This window comes from Lipingzhangella halophila, from assembly GCF_014203805.1.
In the GTDB taxonomy this organism is placed as follows: domain Bacteria; phylum Actinomycetota; class Actinomycetes; order Streptosporangiales; family Streptosporangiaceae; genus Lipingzhangella; species Lipingzhangella halophila.
The window spans coordinates 1,238,410-1,255,449 of the sequence record NZ_JACHJT010000001.1 but is presented as its reverse complement, the minus strand read 5'-3'; the positions used below and the strand labels follow the sequence as shown (position 1 = coordinate 1,255,449).

The following is a 17,040-nucleotide window of genomic DNA, read 5'->3' as shown; positions in this document are numbered from 1 at the left end:
CTGGGAGCGGATCCCGGGTCAGCCCACGCGGCGGCCGGCGAGGGCGGTCAGGGCCGCGGTCTCCATCCCCGTCGCCGCTGTGACCTCCCCCTCGTCCAGCGCCCCGCACCGCAACCCGCGCACCAGGGCCGAGGCCAGCGCCTGTGCGGTGGCCGGCTCGTCGAGGACACCCCCGCCGCTCGCGTCGATGTAGGCTTTCAGGCGCTCCGCCGCCGGCGCGAACGCCTCGCGGAAGAACCCGAAGGTGGCGAGGTAGCGGGTGGGCAACTGGTGCGGGTGCATGTCCCACCCCTGGTAGTAGGCGTGCTCCAGCGACCTGCGAACCAGTCCGGCGTGCAGCTTCCAGGCCGCGTGCACCTGCTCGGCGGACCCTACCGGCAGCACGTTGGTGGCGCCGTCCGACAGCCATACCCCGGTCCCGGCCGCCGCGACCTGCATAACCGCCTTGGCGTGGTCGGCGGCGGGATGCGCCATGCTCTGGAACGCGGCGGTCACACCGCAGGCGGCGCTGTAGTCGTAGGTGCCGTAGTGCAGCGCGGTAACCCGGCCCGGCCCGCCATCGCGCCCCGCACCAGCGTGGATCATCCGCGCCACGGCGGCCGTGCCGTCGGGCGCCAGGATGGACTGCGGGGTCTCGATCTGCAGCTCGAACCCGAGCCGGCCCGCAGCCAGCCCAAGGCGCTTCTCCAGCTCCTCGGCCACCCAGACCATCGCCTCGACCTGGTGCACCGAGGTGATCTTGGGCAGTGTGACCCGCAGCCCTTCGGGAAGCTCCCCCGCGCCCTCAAGGAGCGTGTCCAGGAACATGGCCAGGGTGCGCATCCCGCGGCGCCGCCCCGCGGCCTCCATCCCCTTCATCCGGACACCGAAGTACGGCGGGGCCTGGCCAGAGCCGAGATCGGCACACAGGGCCCGAGCCGCGGCGACGACGTGTGCGTCCTCCTCGTCGTCGGGCCGGTTACCGTAGCCGTCCTCCAGGTCGACCCGCAGGTCCTCGATCGGCTCCGCACGCAGCTTGTTGTGCACCCGCGGGAGGCATTCGGCGACGGCCGCGGCGTCCAGGCCGGTCGCCGCGGCCAGGGAGGCCGCGTCGGGCGCGAAGTCGCGCAGGGCGCGCGCGGCCTGCTCGCCCCATTCACGGGCGAGGCCCGCGTGGACGCGGTCAGCGGGCACGTAGACCGTGTGCACCGGCTGGCGGCGTGTTGACTCGCCCGGGTACCGCTCCAGTAGCCGGGAGTCGGAATCGGCCAGGCGCGCGTCGAGCGCCTCGTAGAGCTTGTCGAGGTCGGCGGCGCTGGCGCCGTTCCCGTTGCCCGCGGACTGCCGCACACCCACAGTGATCGCCCCTTTCTGGTCATCCGTGCCGATCAACCAACCAGACTCTACACAATTTCTATATAGCGGATATACTTTTCTACAATTCGAAAGAAGCAGGTGCGGCGGATCTGCGGGCGCGCCCCAGCGAGGGGGTTACCGGCTACCTGTTCCGTATCGCAGAATGAGAACTCCGAAGAAAGTGGCCGCCAACCGGCCAGCCCGACTGGAGCGGCCACGTGATGGGAGCTGGAGAGCTTTGGCAACGTCACAAACAGCGACCGGTGACACCAGTGCGGGTAGCGCGGAGACCGAGCCCGACGCGCGAGCCCGCCCCAGCGCCGTGCAGTCCCTGGACCGCGCGTTCGCACTGCTGGAGATCATGGCCGACGCCGGCGGGGAAATCTCGCTGAGCCAGCTCGCCGACTCCTCGGGGCTGCCGCTACCGACCATCCACCGGCTGATCCGCACCCTGGTGGACAACGGGTACGTCCGGCAACTGCCCTCGCGGCGGTACGCTCTGGGTCCGCGCCTGATCGGGCTCGGTGAGAGCGCCTCGCGCATGCTGGGCACCTGGGCCCGCCCGCACTTGGCGCACCTGGTCGAGGAGCTCGGCGAGACTGCGAACCTCGCCATGCTCGACGGCGACAAGGTCGTCTACGTCGCCCAGGTGCCGTCGCCGCACGCGATGCGGATGTTCACCGAGGTCGGACGGCGCGTGCTGCCGCACTCGGCCGGGGTGGGCAAGGCGCTGCTCGCCCAGCTTCCGGAGAACGAGGCCCTCTCGACGGTACGCCGCACCGGCATGCCCGCCTCCACCGACCGCACCATCACCACGCCCGAGGCGTTCGCCCACGAGATGACGCGCATCCGCGACGCCGGGTACGCCATCGACGACGGTGAGCAGGAGATCGGCGTGCGCTGCCTCGCCGTACCGGTGCAAGGAGGCCCAGCTATGATGGCCATCTCGATCTCCGGCCCCGAGGCCAGGGTGAGCTGGGACTTCGTTGAAACGGCGGCACCGATCGTGCGGGAGGCCGCGCTCAGCCTGGCCGGGGACCTGAACAACCAGAGCTGACCGCCGCCCGCTCGGGCGGCGCCCAGCCTCGGGACGCGGCCCCGCCCCGCAACGGGCGGTTCAGGTCTGCTGGTCGAAACCGAGCTTGCGCAGCTTCTTCGGGTCGCGTTGCCAGTCCTTGGCCACCCGCACCCGCAGGTCCAGGAAGATCCGGGTGCCCAGTAGCGCCTCGATCTGCGCGCGGGCGCGCGCGCCCACCTCGCGGAGCCGGGCGCCCTTGCCCCCGATAACGATGGCCTTCTGGCTCGGCCGCTCCACATAGACCGACGCGTAGATGTCGATGAGCTCGGAGCCTTCGCGCGGCTCCATCTCGTCCACGACAACAGCGATGGAATGCGGCAGCTCGTCCCGGACCCCCTCCAGCGACGCCTCACGGATCAGCTCGCCGATCAGCATCTCCTCGGGCTCGTCGGTGAGGTCCTCCCCCGGGTAGAGCGGGGGCCCTTCGGGCAGGTACGAGCACAGCACCTCGGTAGCGACGTCCAGCCGCTCCCCCGATGCCGCCGAGACCGGAACAATGTCGGCCCAGTCGCCCAGCTCGGAGACTGCCAGAAGCTGCTCGGCCACCTGGTCGGACCCGACGGTGTCGGTCTTGGTGACGAGCGCGACCACCGGGGTCTCGCGCTGCTCGGCCAGCTCGCGGGCGATGTAGGTGTCCCCGCGCCCGATCGGTTCGTCGGCCGGGACGCAGAACCCGATGACATCGACCTCGACCAGCGTCGAGCGCACCAGGCTGTCCAACCGCTCGCCGAGCAGGGTGCGCGGCTTGTGCAGGCCGGGCGTGTCCACGATGATCAGCTGTGCGTCCTGCCGGTGCACAATGCCGCGCACGGTGCGCCGCGTGGTCTGCGGGCGGCTGCTCGTAATGGCCACCTTCTGCCCCACGAGCGCGTTCATCAGCGTCGACTTGCCAACATTGGGCCGCCCGACGAAACAGGTGAACCCGCTGCGGAAGCCTTCGGGGTACGACGGCGCGGCGAGCGGAACCCGCAGTCGTTCAAGATCGAGGTCGCTCATCTCTCCAGTCTCACGTGTGGCCGAGGCGTTCGGAACCGCGCGGTTCCGCCGCTCAGGGCTTCCGGATGGTCGTGGGGGTGCCGTCGGGCGCCGCTAGGACCACGGTCGCCGTTTTCAGGTCGCCGGCGACCGCCGCATCGGCCTCGGTCAGCTCGCCGGCCTGGGTGACCACAGCGGCGGCCTCCAGCGACTCCGCCGCGCTGGAGACTGCGGCGGCCGCGGCCGCCTGCAGCGCCGAAAGCCGAAGGGAGGGCAACACGACCGTGGTGGCCACGTAGGTGCGTCCGGTCTCGTCGCGGACCGCGGCCCCCTCGTGCGCGCTGTTGCGGGCCCGTGAGGCACGGGCGAGTGTGACGAGCTTCTGGTCCTCCGGGTCAAGATCAGCGATATCGCTCACGGCTGAAGCTTCCCCTCGTATCGTGTTCGGGCACCGCTGGATGGCCCCGGTTCTCAGATGTCGTCCGTCCGGTCGCCGTTCTCGCCGTCAGGCTCGCGCACCTTCTCCACCAGGACCGTCGCGGTCTGGTTCCGGCTCGCCGCCCCGTCTTCGGCGGTCAGCCGCAATCCAGCGTAGACGGCCTGGGAACCGGTGGTGGGCACCCGGCCCAGCGCGTAGGCAAGCAGGCCGCCCACTGTCTCCACGTCGGGCGCGTCCAACTCCACCTCGAACACCTCGGCGAGCTCCCCCAGCGGCAACCGGGCGGTGACCCGCGCGCGGTCCTCCTCCAGCCGCTGGATCGGCGGGACCTCGTCGTCGTACTCATCGGTGATCTCCCCGACGATTTCCTCGACGATGTCCTCAATCGTGACGAGCCCCGCCGTGCCGCCGTACTCGTCGATCACCACGGCGACGTGCGAACGCAGCCGCTGCATCTCCCGCAGCAGCTCGTCGATCGGCTTGGAGTCGGGCACGTACGACGCGGTGCGCATGGCATCACGCGCTGTCAGCTCGCGGCTCCGCTCGCCGCCCGGCGTGTCGGACCACTGCGCGCGCAGATGGGAGACCAGATCCTTGAGGTAGACGATGCCGATGACGTCGTCCTCGTCCTCCCCGATCACCGGGATACGGGAGTAGCCGCTCTCCAGTGCGAGCGCGAGCGCGTCGTCCACCCGCACATCATGGCCGACGAAGACGATGTCGGTGCGCGGGACCATCACCTCGCGCGCCGAGGTGTCGTCGAGCTTGAACACGGATTGGATCATCTGCCGCTCGTCGGCGTCGATCACGTGCCCGCGCTCCGCGAGGTCCACCAGCCGGCGCAGTTCCTCCTCCCCGGTGAACGGCCCTTCGCGGTCGCCCTTGCCTCGTGGGGTGAACGCCCGGCCCACGCGCACCAGGCCCTGGGCCACCGGCCCGAGGACCACCGCGGCCGGGACGAACACCGCGGCGCTGCCCAGCGCGATCGAGTAGGAGAACTGCCGCCCCAGGATGCGCGGCGTGACCCCCATCAGCACGTAGTCGGCCAGGACCATCACGACCGCCGCCAGCACTAGGCTGGGCCAGCCCAGCCCCAGTAGGCCGATGAGGCCGGCGGCGACCGCCAGCAGCGCCAGGACCTCGCTGGCCACCCGCACCAGCAGGATCACGTTGAGGTGGCGGGTGACGTCGGCGGCGATGGCCTCCAGTTTCCGCTGCCCCGTGTCCTCGCCGTGCACCGGGCCCTGCGGCCCCATACGCGCGGTGCGGGTGACGGCCACCTCGGCGCTCACGAGATACGCCGCGAGCACGCCAAGCAGGATCGCGGCGGCGAAGGCGATCCCCGGAACGGTCATCGGGCGGTGTTCTCTCCCTGGCCGTCTCGGGCGGCCGATTCCGCGGCCTCGTTCTCGCGCCAGCCCGAGAGCAGCTCGCGTTGCAGGCCGAACATCTCCTTGTGCTCGTCGGGCTCGGCGTGGTCGTAGCCCAGCAGGTGCAGGATGCCGTGCGTGCACAGCAGGTCGATCTCGTCGCGTGTGCTGTGCCCGGCCTTCTTGGCCTGGCGCGCGGCCACCTGCGGGCAGAGGATCACGTCGCCGAGGACACCGGGCTCGGAGACCCGGTCCGGGCCCCCAGGGCGCAGCTCGTCCATGGGAAAGGACAGCACGTCGGTGGGTCCGGACTCGTCCATCCAGCGCACGTGCAGCTCGGCCATCGGTTCCTCGTCGACCAGGACGATCGACAGCTCCGCGAGCGGGTGGATCCGCATGCCATCGAGAACGAACCTGGCCAGTCTGGCCAGCCGCGTCTCGTCTTCCGCGACGCCGGACTCGTTCGCGACGTCAATACTCATTGCTCAACGCGCCCATCTGTATGTGAGGCCCGCGCGGGGCTCGGCACCCCGCGCGATTACTAACCGGCGTTCTCCGCGGCGCCGTTGGCACGGTCCGGCGACTGCCGGTCGCGCCCGGACACCGGCCGGTCGCGCCTCTCATTCTCGTACCGCCCGTAGGCATCGACGATTTCCGTCACGAGCTGGTGCCGGACGACGTCGGTGCTGGTGAGACGGCAGAACCCGATATCAGTGATGCCTTCGAGGATGTTCTCGATGGTCCGCAGTCCGCTGGTCTGCCCGCCCGGCAGGTCAACCTGGGTGACGTCGCCGGTAACCACGATCTTGGAACCGAACCCCAGCCTCGTGAGGAACATCTTCATCTGCTCCGCCGAGGTGTTCTGCGCCTCGTCGAGGATGATGAACGAGTCGTTCAGAGTCCGACCCCGCATATAGGCCAACGGCGCGACCTCGATCGTCCCCGACGCCATGAGCTTCGGAATCGAGTCGGGGTCGAGCATGTCGTGCAGGGCGTCGTACAGCGGGCGCAGGTACGGATCGATCTTCTCGTAGAGGCTGCCCGGCAGGTACCCCAGCCGCTCGCCGGCCTCGACCGCGGGCCGGGTCAGGATGATCCGGTTGACCTGCTTGTCCTGCAGCGCCTTGACCGCCTTCGCCATGGCCAGATACGTCTTTCCGGTACCGGCGGGACCGATACCGAACACGACCGTGTTCCGGTCGATGCTGTCGACGTAGCGTTTCTGGTTCAGCGTCTTGGGCCGGATGGTGCGCCCGCGCGCGGACAGGATGTTCGTGGTCAGTACCTGGGCCGGACGCTCCTCCTCCGTTGAGGTACGCAGCATGCCCAGCGTCTTGGTGACGGTGTCCGGAGTGACCTGGGCACCGTTCTTTACGAGCTCCAGAAGCTCCTCGATCAGCCGGACCGCTGTCGCCGACTCCTCAGGGCTGCCACTGATCGTGATCTCGTTGCCCCGAACGTGGATGTCGCAGTCGAACGAGCTCTCGATCGTCCGGAGCAGTTCGTCGCCGGACCCCAGCAGGTTGATCATGACGTGCTCTTCGGGCACCGTGATCTTGACCTGGGTACCGTCTTGTGTTGACTCGACCATGGTGTGGCCTTGCGGCCGTATCGCCCCTGCCTCTCGCGTCCGTGGCCGTTCTCGCCCTGGCCGGTTTCCGCTACTCACCGCGGGTCGCGATCACAGAGATCGCAGTGGCCCCAGAGAGTACTCGCCGTCACCGAAATCCTATCAACGGGGCCGCTCGCCCGGCCCGCTCTTTTCATCCGGGCGGCCACTCCATCCCACGCCCGCCCAGCACGTGTCCGTGTACGTGGTGCACGGTCTGCCCCGCTCCGCTACCGGTGTTGAACACCAGCCGGTAGCCGGTCGCCGCCACACCTTCGGCCGTGGCCACCTCATGGGCCTCGCAGGCCATCTCGTCCAGCAGGCCGGCGTCAGCCCGGCCCACCGAGACGGCGTCCGGGTAATGCTCCCGGGTGATGACCAGCACGTGGGTCGGAGCCTGCGGATTGATATCTCGAATCGAGATCGTGCGCTCCCCTTCCCGCACAATCTCCGCAGGTACCTTGCCCGCGACGATTTTGCAGAACATGCAGTCGGGCTCGGACATTGCGTCCCCTCTCGCTCGGTCGCGCATCCACTCGTTTCCCTATGATGCCGCAGCGGCCTTGTGAGAACATTGTTTCCTCCATGGCGGAGGATGCCGACAGCCACGCGACGTGTCCACAGACCAGGCGCGTCCGGCGTAGCGTAGAGGCGCCGGGCTACCCGCCGAATCGACGGCACCGAGCGTGTCCACGACGGTGCGTCCGGCCGCGGCCACACGCACCGCTCCGTCCCTGACAGGGGCTAGTCTGGTCGGTCACGTGACATTCGGCACATCGTCACGTTATTGGGGGGCCTATTGCTGCTTGAAAAGCCGTCATGGCGCGTGATGCCTGATTCGAGCCGGTCCCCCGGATCACGCACCGTGAACTATCGCACCGAATCCGCCACCCCGATGAGAAGAACTCCGTATGCCCTTTCGTAAACCCCGCGACAAGGGCGAGCGTCAAACCAACGTGACCGAAACTATGGTGGCGGACGCCTCCGCGGCGACAGTAGCGGTCGAATGGGACGCGGACCAGGCCGTGACGCAGTTGTACAGCGCGCACTACCGGCCTCTGGTGCGGCTCGCGACGCTACTGGTCCGCGACTTCGCGACCGCCGAGGAAGTAGTCCAGGATGCGTTCGTCGCCATGCATGGGGCATGGCGACGACTGCGAGACCCCAACAAAGCGCTGTCGTACCTCCGCCAATCGGTTGTCAACCGAGCCCGGTCCGTATTGCGACACCGGGCGGTCGTGGAGAAGCACATCCCTAAAGCGCTACCCGACGCACCGAGCGCGGAACACGGTGCGATGGGCGAGCTCGAACGCGCCTCTGTCATCGAGGCCCTCCGTTCACTTCCCACACGACAGCGGGAAGCTATAGTGCTCCGGTACTACGGCGATCTCTCCGAGGCCCAGATCGCCGAAACCATGGGAATCAGCCGTGGCGCGGTCAAGAGTCACACGGCGCGTGGCGTCGCCGCGCTCCGCTCGGTTCTGGAGCAATCGACATGAGCGAACCCTTTGACGACCGCAACGAGGAGCGGCTCCGGTCCATTTTGCGGGCCGAGGCCGACTCCGTTGATCCGTCTCCCGAAGCCCTGAACCTCATTCGGGCACGCACCGAGCGGAACCGGTTCGCTTTCTCCTGGCTGCGGCCCCTACTCGCGGTGGGCGCGGCCGCCGCGATCGCCGGCTCGGTGTTGATCGGCGCTCCCCAGGTTCGCGAACAGATGCTGCCCAACCTGTTCCCCGCCTCGGACACCGCGCAGCATACGGAGTCCGACCAGGACAACGACGGTGGCCAGGCCGCCAGCGACCCCGAATCCACCACGGGGACGACCGGCTCCGATGAGGCCGAGAACCCGACGCACGGGAACGCTCCCGCACCCGAGGACAGCGAGCGCCCGAACGACAGCGAGTCGCCGGGCGAGTCCGGCATGACGATGACCTGCTCGCAACCACCGGAGCAGCAGGACCCGACCCTCAGCAGCAAAGAGGAGAGCGAGGAGCAGGACGACAGCGAAGACAGCAACTGCACGCCCGGCGAGCAGGACGACTCCGGCGAGAACGACAGCGGCGAGGGGACCGGCGACTCCGGCGACCCCGACAGTGGCGGGGACGACGGCTCCGGCGACAACAGTGGCGGGGACGACGGCTCCGGCGACAACGAATCCGGCGACGATCCCAGCCCGGATTCCAACGAGTGACCGCGCCGCGGTCCCACGGCGTTCCGGTGCTACCGCGTTGTGCAGCCGCGGGCGGGTTACCAGCGCCCGCAGCGCGCCTGCAGCACGGCAAGCGCCGCGACCCCGGCCGTTGAGCTTCGCAGCACGGTCGGCCCGAGAAGCACCCTGGTGGCTCCCGCCTCGTCGAAGGCGTGCAGCTCCCTATCGGTGAGCCCGCCTTCGGGCCCCACGACGAGCACGACCCCGCCCGTCCCGTCCTCGGCGATCCCGGCGGGCAGCGGCAGCGTGGCCAGCCGCTCCGGCGCGTCTTCGTGCAGCACGATGCCCAGTGCGGCGCCAGACACCAGGGACGCGGCGCCGCGCGTGCTGGCGAGCTCACTGACCTCGGGGATCCGGCTTCGGCGCGCCTGCTTGCCGGCTTCGCGGGCGGCCGAGCGCCACTTGGCGAGCGCTTTCGCGGCCCGCTCGGGTTTCCAGCGGGTGACGCACCGCTCCGCGGCCCACGGCACGATCGTGTCGACCCCGGCCTCGGTCATCGCCTCGACCGCCAGTTCGGCACGGTCCCCCTTGGGGAGCGCCTGCACAACGGTGATCGGCGGCCGCGGCGCCGAGTCTCTCGCACGCTCCTCGACAACGCAGGTGACCGTGTCCTTGCCAACCCCGGTGACGACGCACCGCGCGCGGTTTCCCGCTCCGTCGGCGAGATCGACGACCTCGCCGACGGAGATCCGCCGCACCGTCGCGGCGTGCCTTCCCTCGGCCCCGCCGAGCACCACCCGGTCGTGGTCGAGCGCGCCCGGCTCCGTCAGGAACACCGGAGGCGTCACGCTGTTCCTGCCCTCGCGGCTGCTGGAGCGCCGTGCGCCCACGCTCTACCCAGCAGACGGACGGCCCTGGTCACCGCGTGCCGAAGGCGTCGCGCAGCCGGGTGAAGAAGTTGCCGTGTCCCGGGCTGAACTTGCCGGGCGGGTGGTCCTCACCACGCAGCTCGGCGAACTTGCGCAGCAGGGACTCCTGCTCCTCGTCGAGCTTGGCCGGTGTCTCGACGTTCACCTGGATCCGGAGGTCGCCGCGACCGCCGCCGTCGAGGTGCGTGCAGCCCAGGCCATCGAGTGTGATGACATGGCCGGAGTTCGTCCCGGGCCGGAGGTCGACATCCTCGTTGCCGTCGAGCGTCTCGATGGTGAGCGAGGCCCCGAGCGCCGCGGCCGTCATCGGGACGGTGACCGTGCAGTGCAGGTCGTCCCCGCGCCGTTCGAACACCGGATGCGGGCGCTGCACGATCTCCAGGAAGATGTCCCCGCGAGGCCCCCCGTTCGGGCCGACCTCGCCCTCGCCGGCAAGCTGGATCTGGGTTCCGTCCTCGACTCCCGCGGGAATCTGCACCTTGCGGGTGACCTGCTCGCGGACCCGGCCCCCTCCGGAGCAGTCGGGGCAGGGGTTGCTGATGGTGCTGCCCTCGCCGGAGCACTGCGGGCACGGACGCGTGGTCATGACCTGGCCGAGGAACGAGCGGGTGACCTGGGAGACCTCGCCACGACCCTGGCACATGTCGCAGGTGTGCCGCTGGCTGCCCTTGGCGGTCCCCTCGCCCTGGCAGGTGTCACACAGGATCGCGGTCGGGAAGGTGACGTCCTTGGTGACACCGAACGCGGTCTCGGAGAGGTCCAGCTCGACACGCACCTTGATGCTGCGGCCGCGGCGCACACGTTCGCCGGGACGGCGCCCGCCGCCCGCTCCACCGCCGAAGAACGCGTTCATGATGTCGTCGAACGGGAAGCCGGCCGCGCCGAAGCCGCCCGGCCCGCCGCCGCCACCACCACCCGATGGTGCGAAGGGATCGGCGCCCATGTCGAACATCTTGCGCTTGCTCTCGTCGGAGAGCACCTCGTAAGCCTGGGTTACCTCTTTGAACCGGTCCTGGGTTTCCGGGTCGGGGTTGACATCTGGGTGCAGTTCACGGGCGAGTCGTCGATACGCCTTCTTGATCTCCTCCTGAGTGGCGTCGCGACGCACTCCAAGGATCTGGTAATAGTCTCTGGCCACTTACTGCCCCGCTAGAATCGAACCGACGTACCGTGCAACCGCGCGTACCGCTCCCATCGTTCCCGGGTAGTCCATCCGGGTAGGGCCGACCACCCCAAGCTTGGCCAGTGACTGGTCACCGGCGCCGTAACCGGCGGAAACGATCGAGGTGGACTGGAACCCTTCGTGGGAGTTCTCCGCGCCAATACGTACCGTGAGCATGGACGGATTCCCCGCCTCACCCAGCAAACGGATGAGGACCACGTTCTCTTCCAATGCTTCGAGTACCTCCCGAAGGCTAGCCGAGAAATCCATCGCAGCGAGATTCGCCGTCCCACCGAGGAGGACCTTCTCCTCGTGCCGCTCCACGAGGCTCTCCAGCAAGACCGAAAGCACCGACATCGCGAGCTGCTGGTCGCCGGGCGGCACCTGCGAGGGCAGATCGGCCACCGCATCGGGAACCTCTGTCAGCCACTTGCCGTCGAGGGCCCGGTTGAGGAGCTGGCGCAGATCTTCAACCGCGTCCTCGGACGCCCCGTCGACACCGTCGATCACCCGCTGCTCAACCCGGCCGGTGTCGGTGATGAGCACCATCATCACCCGCTGCGGGCCCAGCGGAACGAGTTCCACGTGCTGCACCGACGAGCGGGTGAGAGAGGGGTACTGCACGATCGCTACCTGGCGGGTGAGTTGCGCCAGCAGCCGGACTGTGCGGGCCACGATCTCGTCAAGGTCGACAGCACCCCCGAGGAAGCTCTCGATGGCGCGCCGCTCCGCGGCCGAGAGCGGCTTGACCGTGGACAGCCGGTCCACGAACAGCCGGTACCCCTTGTCGGTGGGAACCCGGCCGGCGCTCGTGTGCGGCTGGGTGATGTAGCCGTCCTCTTCGAGAGCGACCATATCGTTACGGATCGTCGCTGGTGACACGCTCAGACTGTGCTTGCCTGCGAGGGTCTTAGATCCCACGGGCTCGTTCGTGGACACGTAGTCCTCGACGATGGCGCGCAACACCGCGAGCTTCCGGTCGTCGAGCACGCGCTCACCTCCTAGCACTCCGCAGTCTTAAGTGCTAATTCTATGCCGTAGCGCAAAGCCGCTGCTGACCGCCTCGTCCGCAGGGCCGCGTCACGGATTCTCGGCGCCGTTGCCCTCCCACCGGAACAGGTTCCCGGATTACCGGTCCGGTTCCCTTCTCCGCCGCACAATCGTCCGCCGCGCGCTGCGTTCCCGCAAGTAGGCGCGAACGCCGCTCACCCGCACGCGATCCGGGGACGGGCACTAGACTGCGGCGTCGTGCGCAAGAACACCAGCAAGCGCTACGCCGCGGATGTCCTCGCGGGAGACTGGCGGCGGCCGCGCAAGGGCCAGATCCCCGAGGTCCCGGTCGAGAACGGGTTGGTCGTCGAGTCCGCCGACGACGGGTTCTGCGGGGCGGTCATCGGGTGGGACAAGGGCACCGTCACCCTGGAGGACCGCAAGGGCCAGCGCAGAGTGTTCGCGCTGGAACCGGCGGCGTTCCTCCTCGACGGCGCCCCCGTGACACTGGTACGCCCCACTGAGGGCGAACGGCGCCCCGCACGCAGCGCCTCGGGCTCTGTCGCTGTCGAGGGCCTGCGGTCCCGCGTCGCCAAGGAGAGCCGGATCTACGTCGAGGGCGTGCACGACGCCGAGCTCGTCGAGCAGATCTGGGGACACGACCTGCGCGTGGAGGGTGTGGTCGTGGAGTACATGGAGGGGATCGACCACCTGCCCGAGATCGTCGAGGAGTTCGGGCCGGGGCCGCAACGCCGGCTCGGGGTCCTCGTGGACCACCTTGTCCCGGGGAGCAAGGAGAGCCGGATCGCCGAGTCCGTGTCATCCCCGCACGTTCTTGTCGTCGGACATCCGTTCGTGGACGTGTGGCAGGCCGTGAGACCATCCGTCCTCGGGATCGACGCATGGCCCGAGGTCGCGCGCGGAGTCCCGTGGAAGGAGGGCGTGCTGCGCGCGCTCGGCTGGTCGGAGGAGCCCGGTACGGCCTGGCGGCGCATCCTCGGGTCGGTACGCACCTACGCTGATCTGGAACCCGAGCTCCTGGGACGGGTCGAGGAGCTGATCGACTTCGTCACCGTCCCGCCTACCTCGGACAGCTAAGCTCTTCCGCGATGGCCGCGCGGCAAATGACGATGCGCGGTGTTCCGTTGACGGGACCGGACGACATCCAACGCAATCGGCACAGCCAAGGGACAACATGAGCGAGACCCCGCCATACCAGCCACCGCCCGAGGACCAGCCTTCCGGCGGCCAGCAGCCGCCCGACCCCGCGGGTGGCCAGCCCGGGTACGGGCCCCCGTCCGGTCCGCAGCCGGGCTACGCACAGCCATCCGGCGGGCAACAGCCCTACCCCCAGCAGCCCCAACCGGGTTACGGCCAACAGCCGCCAGGGGGACAGCAGCCGCAACCGGGTTACGCGCAACCGTCCGGCGGGCAACCCGCCTACGGCCAGCAGCCGCAACCGGGCTACGGGCAACCGGGCGGTGGCCAGCCCGGGTACGGGCCCCCGTCCGGTCCGCAACCGGGCTACGCGCAACCGTCCGGCGGGCAACAGCCCTACCCCCAGCAGCCCCAGCAGCCCCAACCGGGCTACGGCCAACAGCCGCCAGGGGGACAGCAGCCCCCGGGGCAACCCGTGTATGCGCAACCGGGCTACGGCCAGCAGCCGCAACCGGGCTACGGGCAACCCACCGGCGGGCAACCCGCCTACGGCCAGCCGTACCCTCCCCAGCCGGGGCAGGGCCCTCAGGGGTATCCCCAGCAACCGCAGCCGGGCTACCCGCAACCAATGCCGGGGCAGCCCATGCCCGGCCAGCAGCAGGCACCCACAGGCTCCGACGACTTCACATGGTCGATGGCCGCCCATCTTTCGGGCGTGATCCTGGCGTTCCTGGGGTGGCTGCCCGCGCTCATCGTCTACTCGGCCCGCAAGAACCGCTCCGCGTTCATCCGGCACCACGCGAGTGAGGCGCTCAACTTCCAGTTGACCCTGCTGATCCCGTACATCCTCATGATCGTGGGCTTCGTCGCGCTCGGGTTCTTCGCGCCCGACATCCCCTGGCTCGGTCCCGGGCTCATCGCGGCGGTCTGGGTGCTGTCCATCGTGTTCGGGATCCTGGGCGCCCTTGGAGCCGACAAGGGCACGTGGTACCGCTACCCTGTCGCCATCCGCATGGTGCGGTGAGCCCGGCCCGAACGGTTTTCCCAAGTGAGCCGGGAACCCCGGAGTCCGTGGCACCGTCCGACCCATAGTCCCGTCGGCTCCGCGTACCGCTCTGGTGCGCGATACCGTTAGGCGCACCAGCACAGACACCGCCAGCGACCTCAAGGAGAGCAGTGAGTACCCCCTACCCACCTCACGGCGGACAAGGCGGCCAGGGCTATCCCGGGGGCTACGGGCCTCCTCCCGGGGGCGACCCCGGCTACGGCGCGCCCTCAGGGCCGCAGCCCGGCCAGCCGTACCCCGGCCAGGGCGGCCAGATGCCCCAGGGCGCGCCACCGCCACCGCCCCAGCAGCCCTACCCGCAACAGCAGCAGCCCCAGCAGCCCTATCCGCAGCAGCAGCCCCAGCCGCCCGCCCCCTACCAGGGGCAGTACTACCCGCAGGGCAACTACCCGCAGGGCCAGTACGGCGGAGCGCCTTCGTCGGACGACCGCACGATGGGGCTGATCATCCACCTCGGCGGGTTCCTGCTCGGTTTCCTGCTGCCGCTGATCATGTACCTCATGAAGAAGGACGAGTCGCCGTGGGTGCGGCACCACGCCGCGCAGGCATTCAACTTCCAGGTGACGATGTGGATCGGCCACATCGTGGTGATCATTCTGGGCGCCCTCACCCTCGGTATCGGGTTCATCCTGTGGCCGATCGTCTGGATCGTCGACCTGATCTTCGCCATCCTGGCCGCCATGGCCGCCAACAAGGGCGAGTGGTACAAGTACTCGGTCGCCATCCCGATGCTGAAGTGACCACCGCGGGTTCGCAGAACCGCTCTGGGCTCAGGTCAGGTCCCGCACCACGGCGTCGGCCAGCAACCGGCCGCGCAGGGTGAGCACGGCCCGGCCGCGCGCGTGCGCCCGGGGGTCGAGCAGACCGTCGGCCACCGCGCGGACCGCGGCGGCCCGCCCGTCATCGTCCAGCAGCTCCAACGGGCACCCCTCCGCGATCCGCAGCTCCAGCAGGATGCGTTCGAACCGCTGATCGCTGGCGTCGAGCACCTCACGCGCCTGCCCCGGGCTCACACCGTCGGCGAGCCGGGCGGCGTACGCGGCCGGATGCTTGACGTTCCACCACCGCGTACCGCCCACATGGCTGTGTGCGCCGGGGCCGACCCCCCACCAGTCGCCGCCGGTCCAGTACAACCGGTTGTGCCTGCTGCGGGCGGCAGTGCCGCGGGCCCAGTTGGACACCTCGTAGCAGTGGAAGCCGGCCTCGGTCAGGGCGTGCTCGGCCGCGAGGTAGCGGTCGGCGAGGGTGTCCCCGTCGGTTTCGGACAGCTCGCCCCGCCGGACGCGGGCGGCCAGCCTGGTGCCTTCCTCCACGATCAACGAGTACGCGGAGACGTGGTCCGGGTCCGCGTCGATCGCGGCCCGCAGTGAGGCATGCCAGTCGTCATCGGTCTCGCCCGGTGTGCCGTAGATCAGGTCGAGGTTGACGTGGTCGAACCCCGCCTCGCGTGCCCAGGCGACGCACTGTTCCGGCCTTCCGGGGGTGTGCGTGCGGTCGAGTACCCGGAGCACGTGCTGCCGCGCGCTCTGCATACCGAACGAGACCCGGGTGTAGCCGTTCGCGCGGAGACGCCGCAGGTAGTCGGGGTCCACCGTTTCGGGGTTGGCCTCCGTGGTGACCTCCGCGTCGGGCTCCAGGCCGAACTCCTCGCCGATCGCCGCCAGGACGCGCCCGAGGTCCTCGGCGGGCAGCAGCGTTGGCGTGCCGCCGCCGATGAAGACCGTGCGCACCGGGACATCGACAGTCCCGAGGACCTGGCGGGCGAAGCGGATCTCGGCGATGGCGAGATCAGCGTAGGTCTCCCGGGACGCGGTGGCCTCGCCGTCCGCCGAGTGCAGCTCGCTCGCGGTGTAGGTGTTGAAGTCGCAGTAGCCGCACCGGGTGACGCAGAACGGAACATGCACGTACACGCCAAAGGGGCGCTGGCCCGCGCCCGCGACCGAGGTCTCCGGGAGCGTGCCGTCGCTGGGTACAGGGTCACCGTCAAGTACGACTGAGGGCATGTCTCCAGTGTGGCCCATTCCGGCCACCGGGTTCGCCCGGGCGCTCAGCCGCGGCTGGCCTGCCGCTCGACCCAGGCCAGGGCGTCGGCCCACTTGTCGGACCGGCCGGGGATCTCGACGATCCGGCGCAGTAGGCCGATGTCTCGGTCGTAGCTGGAGCGGAACGCGGCCATGACGGTGATGCCGTGGTCGGGGCGGTACTCGACGGTGATCCCGTCGCCCGCCGCGATCGTGCCCTCGGTCAGGACACGCAGATAGGCGCCGGTACGGGCTTCTTCGGTGAACCGCTTGACCCAGCCGGACTCCTGCAGCCACGCCTGGAACACCCCGCAGGGGGTGCGCGGCAGGGTGACCTCGAACACAGCGGATCCGATACGCCAGCGCTCACCGATGAGAGCCATGCTGACGTCGAGGCCGGCCGTGGTCAGGTTCTCCCCGAAGACCCCGTCGTCCAGCGAGCGGCCGAGCCGCTCCTGCCACATGTCCAGGTCCTCGCGCGCGTAGCTGTAGACGGCCTGGTCCCGGCCACCGTGGGCGGCGCGGTTCGCCTGGCTGTCGCCGGCGATCCCGTTCTCGCTGACGGGCGTCGGCTCGTTCACGGGGCGTTTGTCGATCGCGGTTCTGCCCACTTCCGCCACCCATGGCGCCTCGACGACGCCACCGACGTTCACCGACCGCAGAACAGCGTTACCGGAACTCGTTTTCGCCACGGAAGCAGACTAGCGGGCCTCCGCCGCGAACAGGAACGCTGGGGCGGGAAAGCCCGGCCCAGCT

At 69.5% G+C, this 17,040-nt stretch carries 19 protein-coding genes; 6 read left to right on the top strand and 13 right to left on the bottom strand.

The window, feature by feature from the left end:
* Window positions 1-18: 18 nt before the first annotated feature.
* On the bottom strand, window positions 19-1,329 hold the full coding sequence (locus tag F4561_RS05625) for a DUF6986 family protein (RefSeq protein ID WP_376773690.1): 1,311 nt from the start codon (window positions 1,327-1,329) through the stop codon (window positions 19-21).
* 328 nt (window positions 1,330-1,657) lie between these two features.
* Here F4561_RS05625 and F4561_RS05620 point away from each other — a divergent pair, with 328 nt between their 5' ends.
* Window positions 1,658-2,392 carry an IclR family transcriptional regulator gene (locus F4561_RS05620; RefSeq protein WP_184583229.1) on the top strand — a complete coding sequence of 245 codons (735 nt, stop codon included), beginning with the start codon at window positions 1,658-1,660 and terminating at the stop codon, window positions 2,390-2,392.
* Between the two features lie 60 nt (window positions 2,393-2,452).
* Here F4561_RS05620 and era read toward each other — a convergent pair whose 3' ends face one another.
* The 6 genes from era to F4561_RS05590 all read right to left on the bottom strand — a co-directional run bounded on the left by era (window position 2,453) and on the right by F4561_RS05590 (window position 7,311).
* On the bottom strand, window positions 2,453-3,409 hold the full coding sequence (gene era, locus F4561_RS05615; protein ID WP_184575434.1) for a GTPase Era: 957 nt from the start codon (window positions 3,407-3,409) through the stop codon (window positions 2,453-2,455).
* A gap of 52 nt (window positions 3,410-3,461) precedes the next feature.
* Window positions 3,462-3,806 carry a cytidine deaminase-like protein gene (locus F4561_RS05610; protein WP_184575432.1) on the bottom strand — a complete coding sequence of 115 codons (345 nt, stop codon included), beginning with the start codon at window positions 3,804-3,806 and terminating at the stop codon, window positions 3,462-3,464.
* A gap of 53 nt (window positions 3,807-3,859) precedes the next feature.
* Complete coding sequence (locus F4561_RS05605; protein ID WP_184575430.1) at window positions 3,860-5,182, bottom strand: hemolysin family protein; 1,323 nt, start codon at window positions 5,180-5,182, stop codon at window positions 3,860-3,862.
* Window positions 5,179-5,679, bottom strand: coding sequence for an rRNA maturation RNase YbeY (ybeY, locus tag F4561_RS05600; protein ID WP_184575428.1), 501 nt, complete (start codon window positions 5,677-5,679; stop codon window positions 5,179-5,181). The genes F4561_RS05605 and ybeY overlap by 4 nt, the downstream gene beginning before the upstream one ends.
* Window positions 5,680-5,738: 59 nt before the next feature.
* Complete coding sequence (locus F4561_RS05595) at window positions 5,739-6,788, bottom strand: PhoH family protein (protein WP_184575426.1); 1,050 nt, start codon at window positions 6,786-6,788, stop codon at window positions 5,739-5,741.
* 172 nt (window positions 6,789-6,960) lie between these two features.
* Window positions 6,961-7,311, bottom strand: coding sequence for a histidine triad nucleotide-binding protein (locus F4561_RS05590; protein WP_184575424.1), 351 nt, complete (start codon window positions 7,309-7,311; stop codon window positions 6,961-6,963).
* Window positions 7,312-7,774: 463 nt separating this feature from the next.
* Between F4561_RS05590 and F4561_RS05585 the strand changes: the two genes are divergently transcribed.
* Window positions 7,775-8,305: a SigE family RNA polymerase sigma factor gene (locus tag F4561_RS05585; protein ID WP_184583227.1), complete on the top strand. Its 531-nt coding sequence runs from the start codon at window positions 7,775-7,777 to the stop codon at window positions 8,303-8,305.
* On the top strand, window positions 8,302-9,000 hold the full coding sequence (locus F4561_RS05580; protein ID WP_184575423.1) for a hypothetical protein: 699 nt from the start codon (window positions 8,302-8,304) through the stop codon (window positions 8,998-9,000). The genes F4561_RS05585 and F4561_RS05580 overlap by 4 nt, the downstream gene beginning before the upstream one ends.
* Window positions 9,001-9,056: 56 nt before the next feature.
* On the opposite strand, the gene F4561_RS05575 is transcribed toward F4561_RS05580, so the two are convergent.
* From F4561_RS05575 to hrcA, 3 genes are all read right to left on the bottom strand, one after another.
* Window positions 9,057-9,806, bottom strand: a complete 750-nt coding sequence (locus F4561_RS05575) for a 16S rRNA (uracil(1498)-N(3))-methyltransferase (protein ID WP_184575421.1) — start codon at window positions 9,804-9,806, stop codon at window positions 9,057-9,059.
* Between the two features lie 70 nt (window positions 9,807-9,876).
* A complete protein-coding gene (gene dnaJ, locus F4561_RS05570) occupies window positions 9,877-11,025 on the bottom strand; it encodes a molecular chaperone DnaJ (RefSeq protein ID WP_184575419.1) in 1,149 nt (382 codons plus the stop codon).
* Complete coding sequence (gene hrcA / locus F4561_RS05565) at window positions 11,026-12,039, bottom strand: heat-inducible transcriptional repressor HrcA (RefSeq protein ID WP_184575417.1); 1,014 nt, start codon at window positions 12,037-12,039, stop codon at window positions 11,026-11,028.
* Between the two features lie 258 nt (window positions 12,040-12,297).
* On the opposite strand from hrcA, the gene F4561_RS05560 reads away from it, so the two are divergent.
* Window positions 12,298-13,137 carry a DUF3097 domain-containing protein gene (locus F4561_RS05560; RefSeq protein WP_184575415.1) on the top strand — a complete coding sequence of 280 codons (840 nt, stop codon included), beginning with the start codon at window positions 12,298-12,300 and terminating at the stop codon, window positions 13,135-13,137.
* Here F4561_RS05560 and F4561_RS32345 read toward each other — a convergent pair.
* Window positions 13,121-13,723: a hypothetical protein gene (locus tag F4561_RS32345; RefSeq protein ID WP_246437142.1), complete on the bottom strand. Its 603-nt coding sequence runs from the start codon at window positions 13,721-13,723 to the stop codon at window positions 13,121-13,123. The genes F4561_RS05560 and F4561_RS32345 overlap by 17 nt on opposite strands.
* Window positions 13,724-13,825: 102 nt before the next feature.
* Here F4561_RS32345 and F4561_RS32340 point away from each other — a divergent pair, with 102 nt between their 5' ends.
* A complete protein-coding gene (locus F4561_RS32340; protein WP_246437141.1) occupies window positions 13,826-14,221 on the top strand; it encodes a DUF4870 domain-containing protein in 396 nt (131 codons plus the stop codon).
* Between the two features lie 152 nt (window positions 14,222-14,373).
* Entirely contained in the window at window positions 14,374-15,003 is a 630-nt protein-coding gene (locus F4561_RS33580) for a DUF4870 domain-containing protein (protein ID WP_184575410.1), read from the top strand.
* A gap of 30 nt (window positions 15,004-15,033) precedes the next feature.
* Here F4561_RS33580 and hemW read toward each other — a convergent pair whose 3' ends face one another.
* The gene (gene hemW, locus F4561_RS05545) at window positions 15,034-16,266 is read right to left on the bottom strand and encodes a radical SAM family heme chaperone HemW (RefSeq protein WP_184575409.1); all 1,233 of its coding nucleotides are present in this window, start codon (window positions 16,264-16,266) and stop codon (window positions 15,034-15,036) included.
* Between the two features lie 44 nt (window positions 16,267-16,310).
* Window positions 16,311-16,976, bottom strand: a complete 666-nt coding sequence (locus F4561_RS05540; protein WP_312885156.1) for an MOSC domain-containing protein — start codon at window positions 16,974-16,976, stop codon at window positions 16,311-16,313.
* Window positions 16,977-17,040: the final 64 nt, after the last annotated feature.

Excerpts from the sequence above, each read along its gene's own strand:
- F4561_RS05605 (WP_184575430.1), bottom strand. The coding sequence starts at position 5,182 with ATGACCGTTCCGGGGATCGCCTTCGCCGCCGCGATCCTGCTTGGCGTG.
- F4561_RS05595 (WP_184575426.1), bottom strand. The coding sequence starts at position 6,788 with ATGGTCGAGTCAACACAAGACGGTACCCAGGTCAAGATCACGGTGCCC.
- era (WP_184575434.1), bottom strand. The coding sequence starts at position 3,409 with ATGAGCGACCTCGATCTTGAACGACTGCGGGTTCCGCTCGCCGCGCCG.
- F4561_RS05580 (WP_184575423.1), top strand. The coding sequence starts at position 8,302 with ATGAGCGAACCCTTTGACGACCGCAACGAGGAGCGGCTCCGGTCCATT.
- ybeY (WP_184575428.1), bottom strand. The coding sequence starts at position 5,679 with ATGAGTATTGACGTCGCGAACGAGTCCGGCGTCGCGGAAGACGAGACG.
- F4561_RS05585 (WP_184583227.1), top strand. The coding sequence starts at position 7,775 with ATGGTGGCGGACGCCTCCGCGGCGACAGTAGCGGTCGAATGGGACGCG.
- F4561_RS05590 (WP_184575424.1), bottom strand. The coding sequence starts at position 7,311 with ATGTCCGAGCCCGACTGCATGTTCTGCAAAATCGTCGCGGGCAAGGTA.
- F4561_RS32340 (WP_246437141.1), top strand. The coding sequence starts at position 13,826 with ATGCCGGGGCAGCCCATGCCCGGCCAGCAGCAGGCACCCACAGGCTCC.
- hemW (WP_184575409.1), bottom strand. The coding sequence starts at position 16,266 with ATGCCCTCAGTCGTACTTGACGGTGACCCTGTACCCAGCGACGGCACG.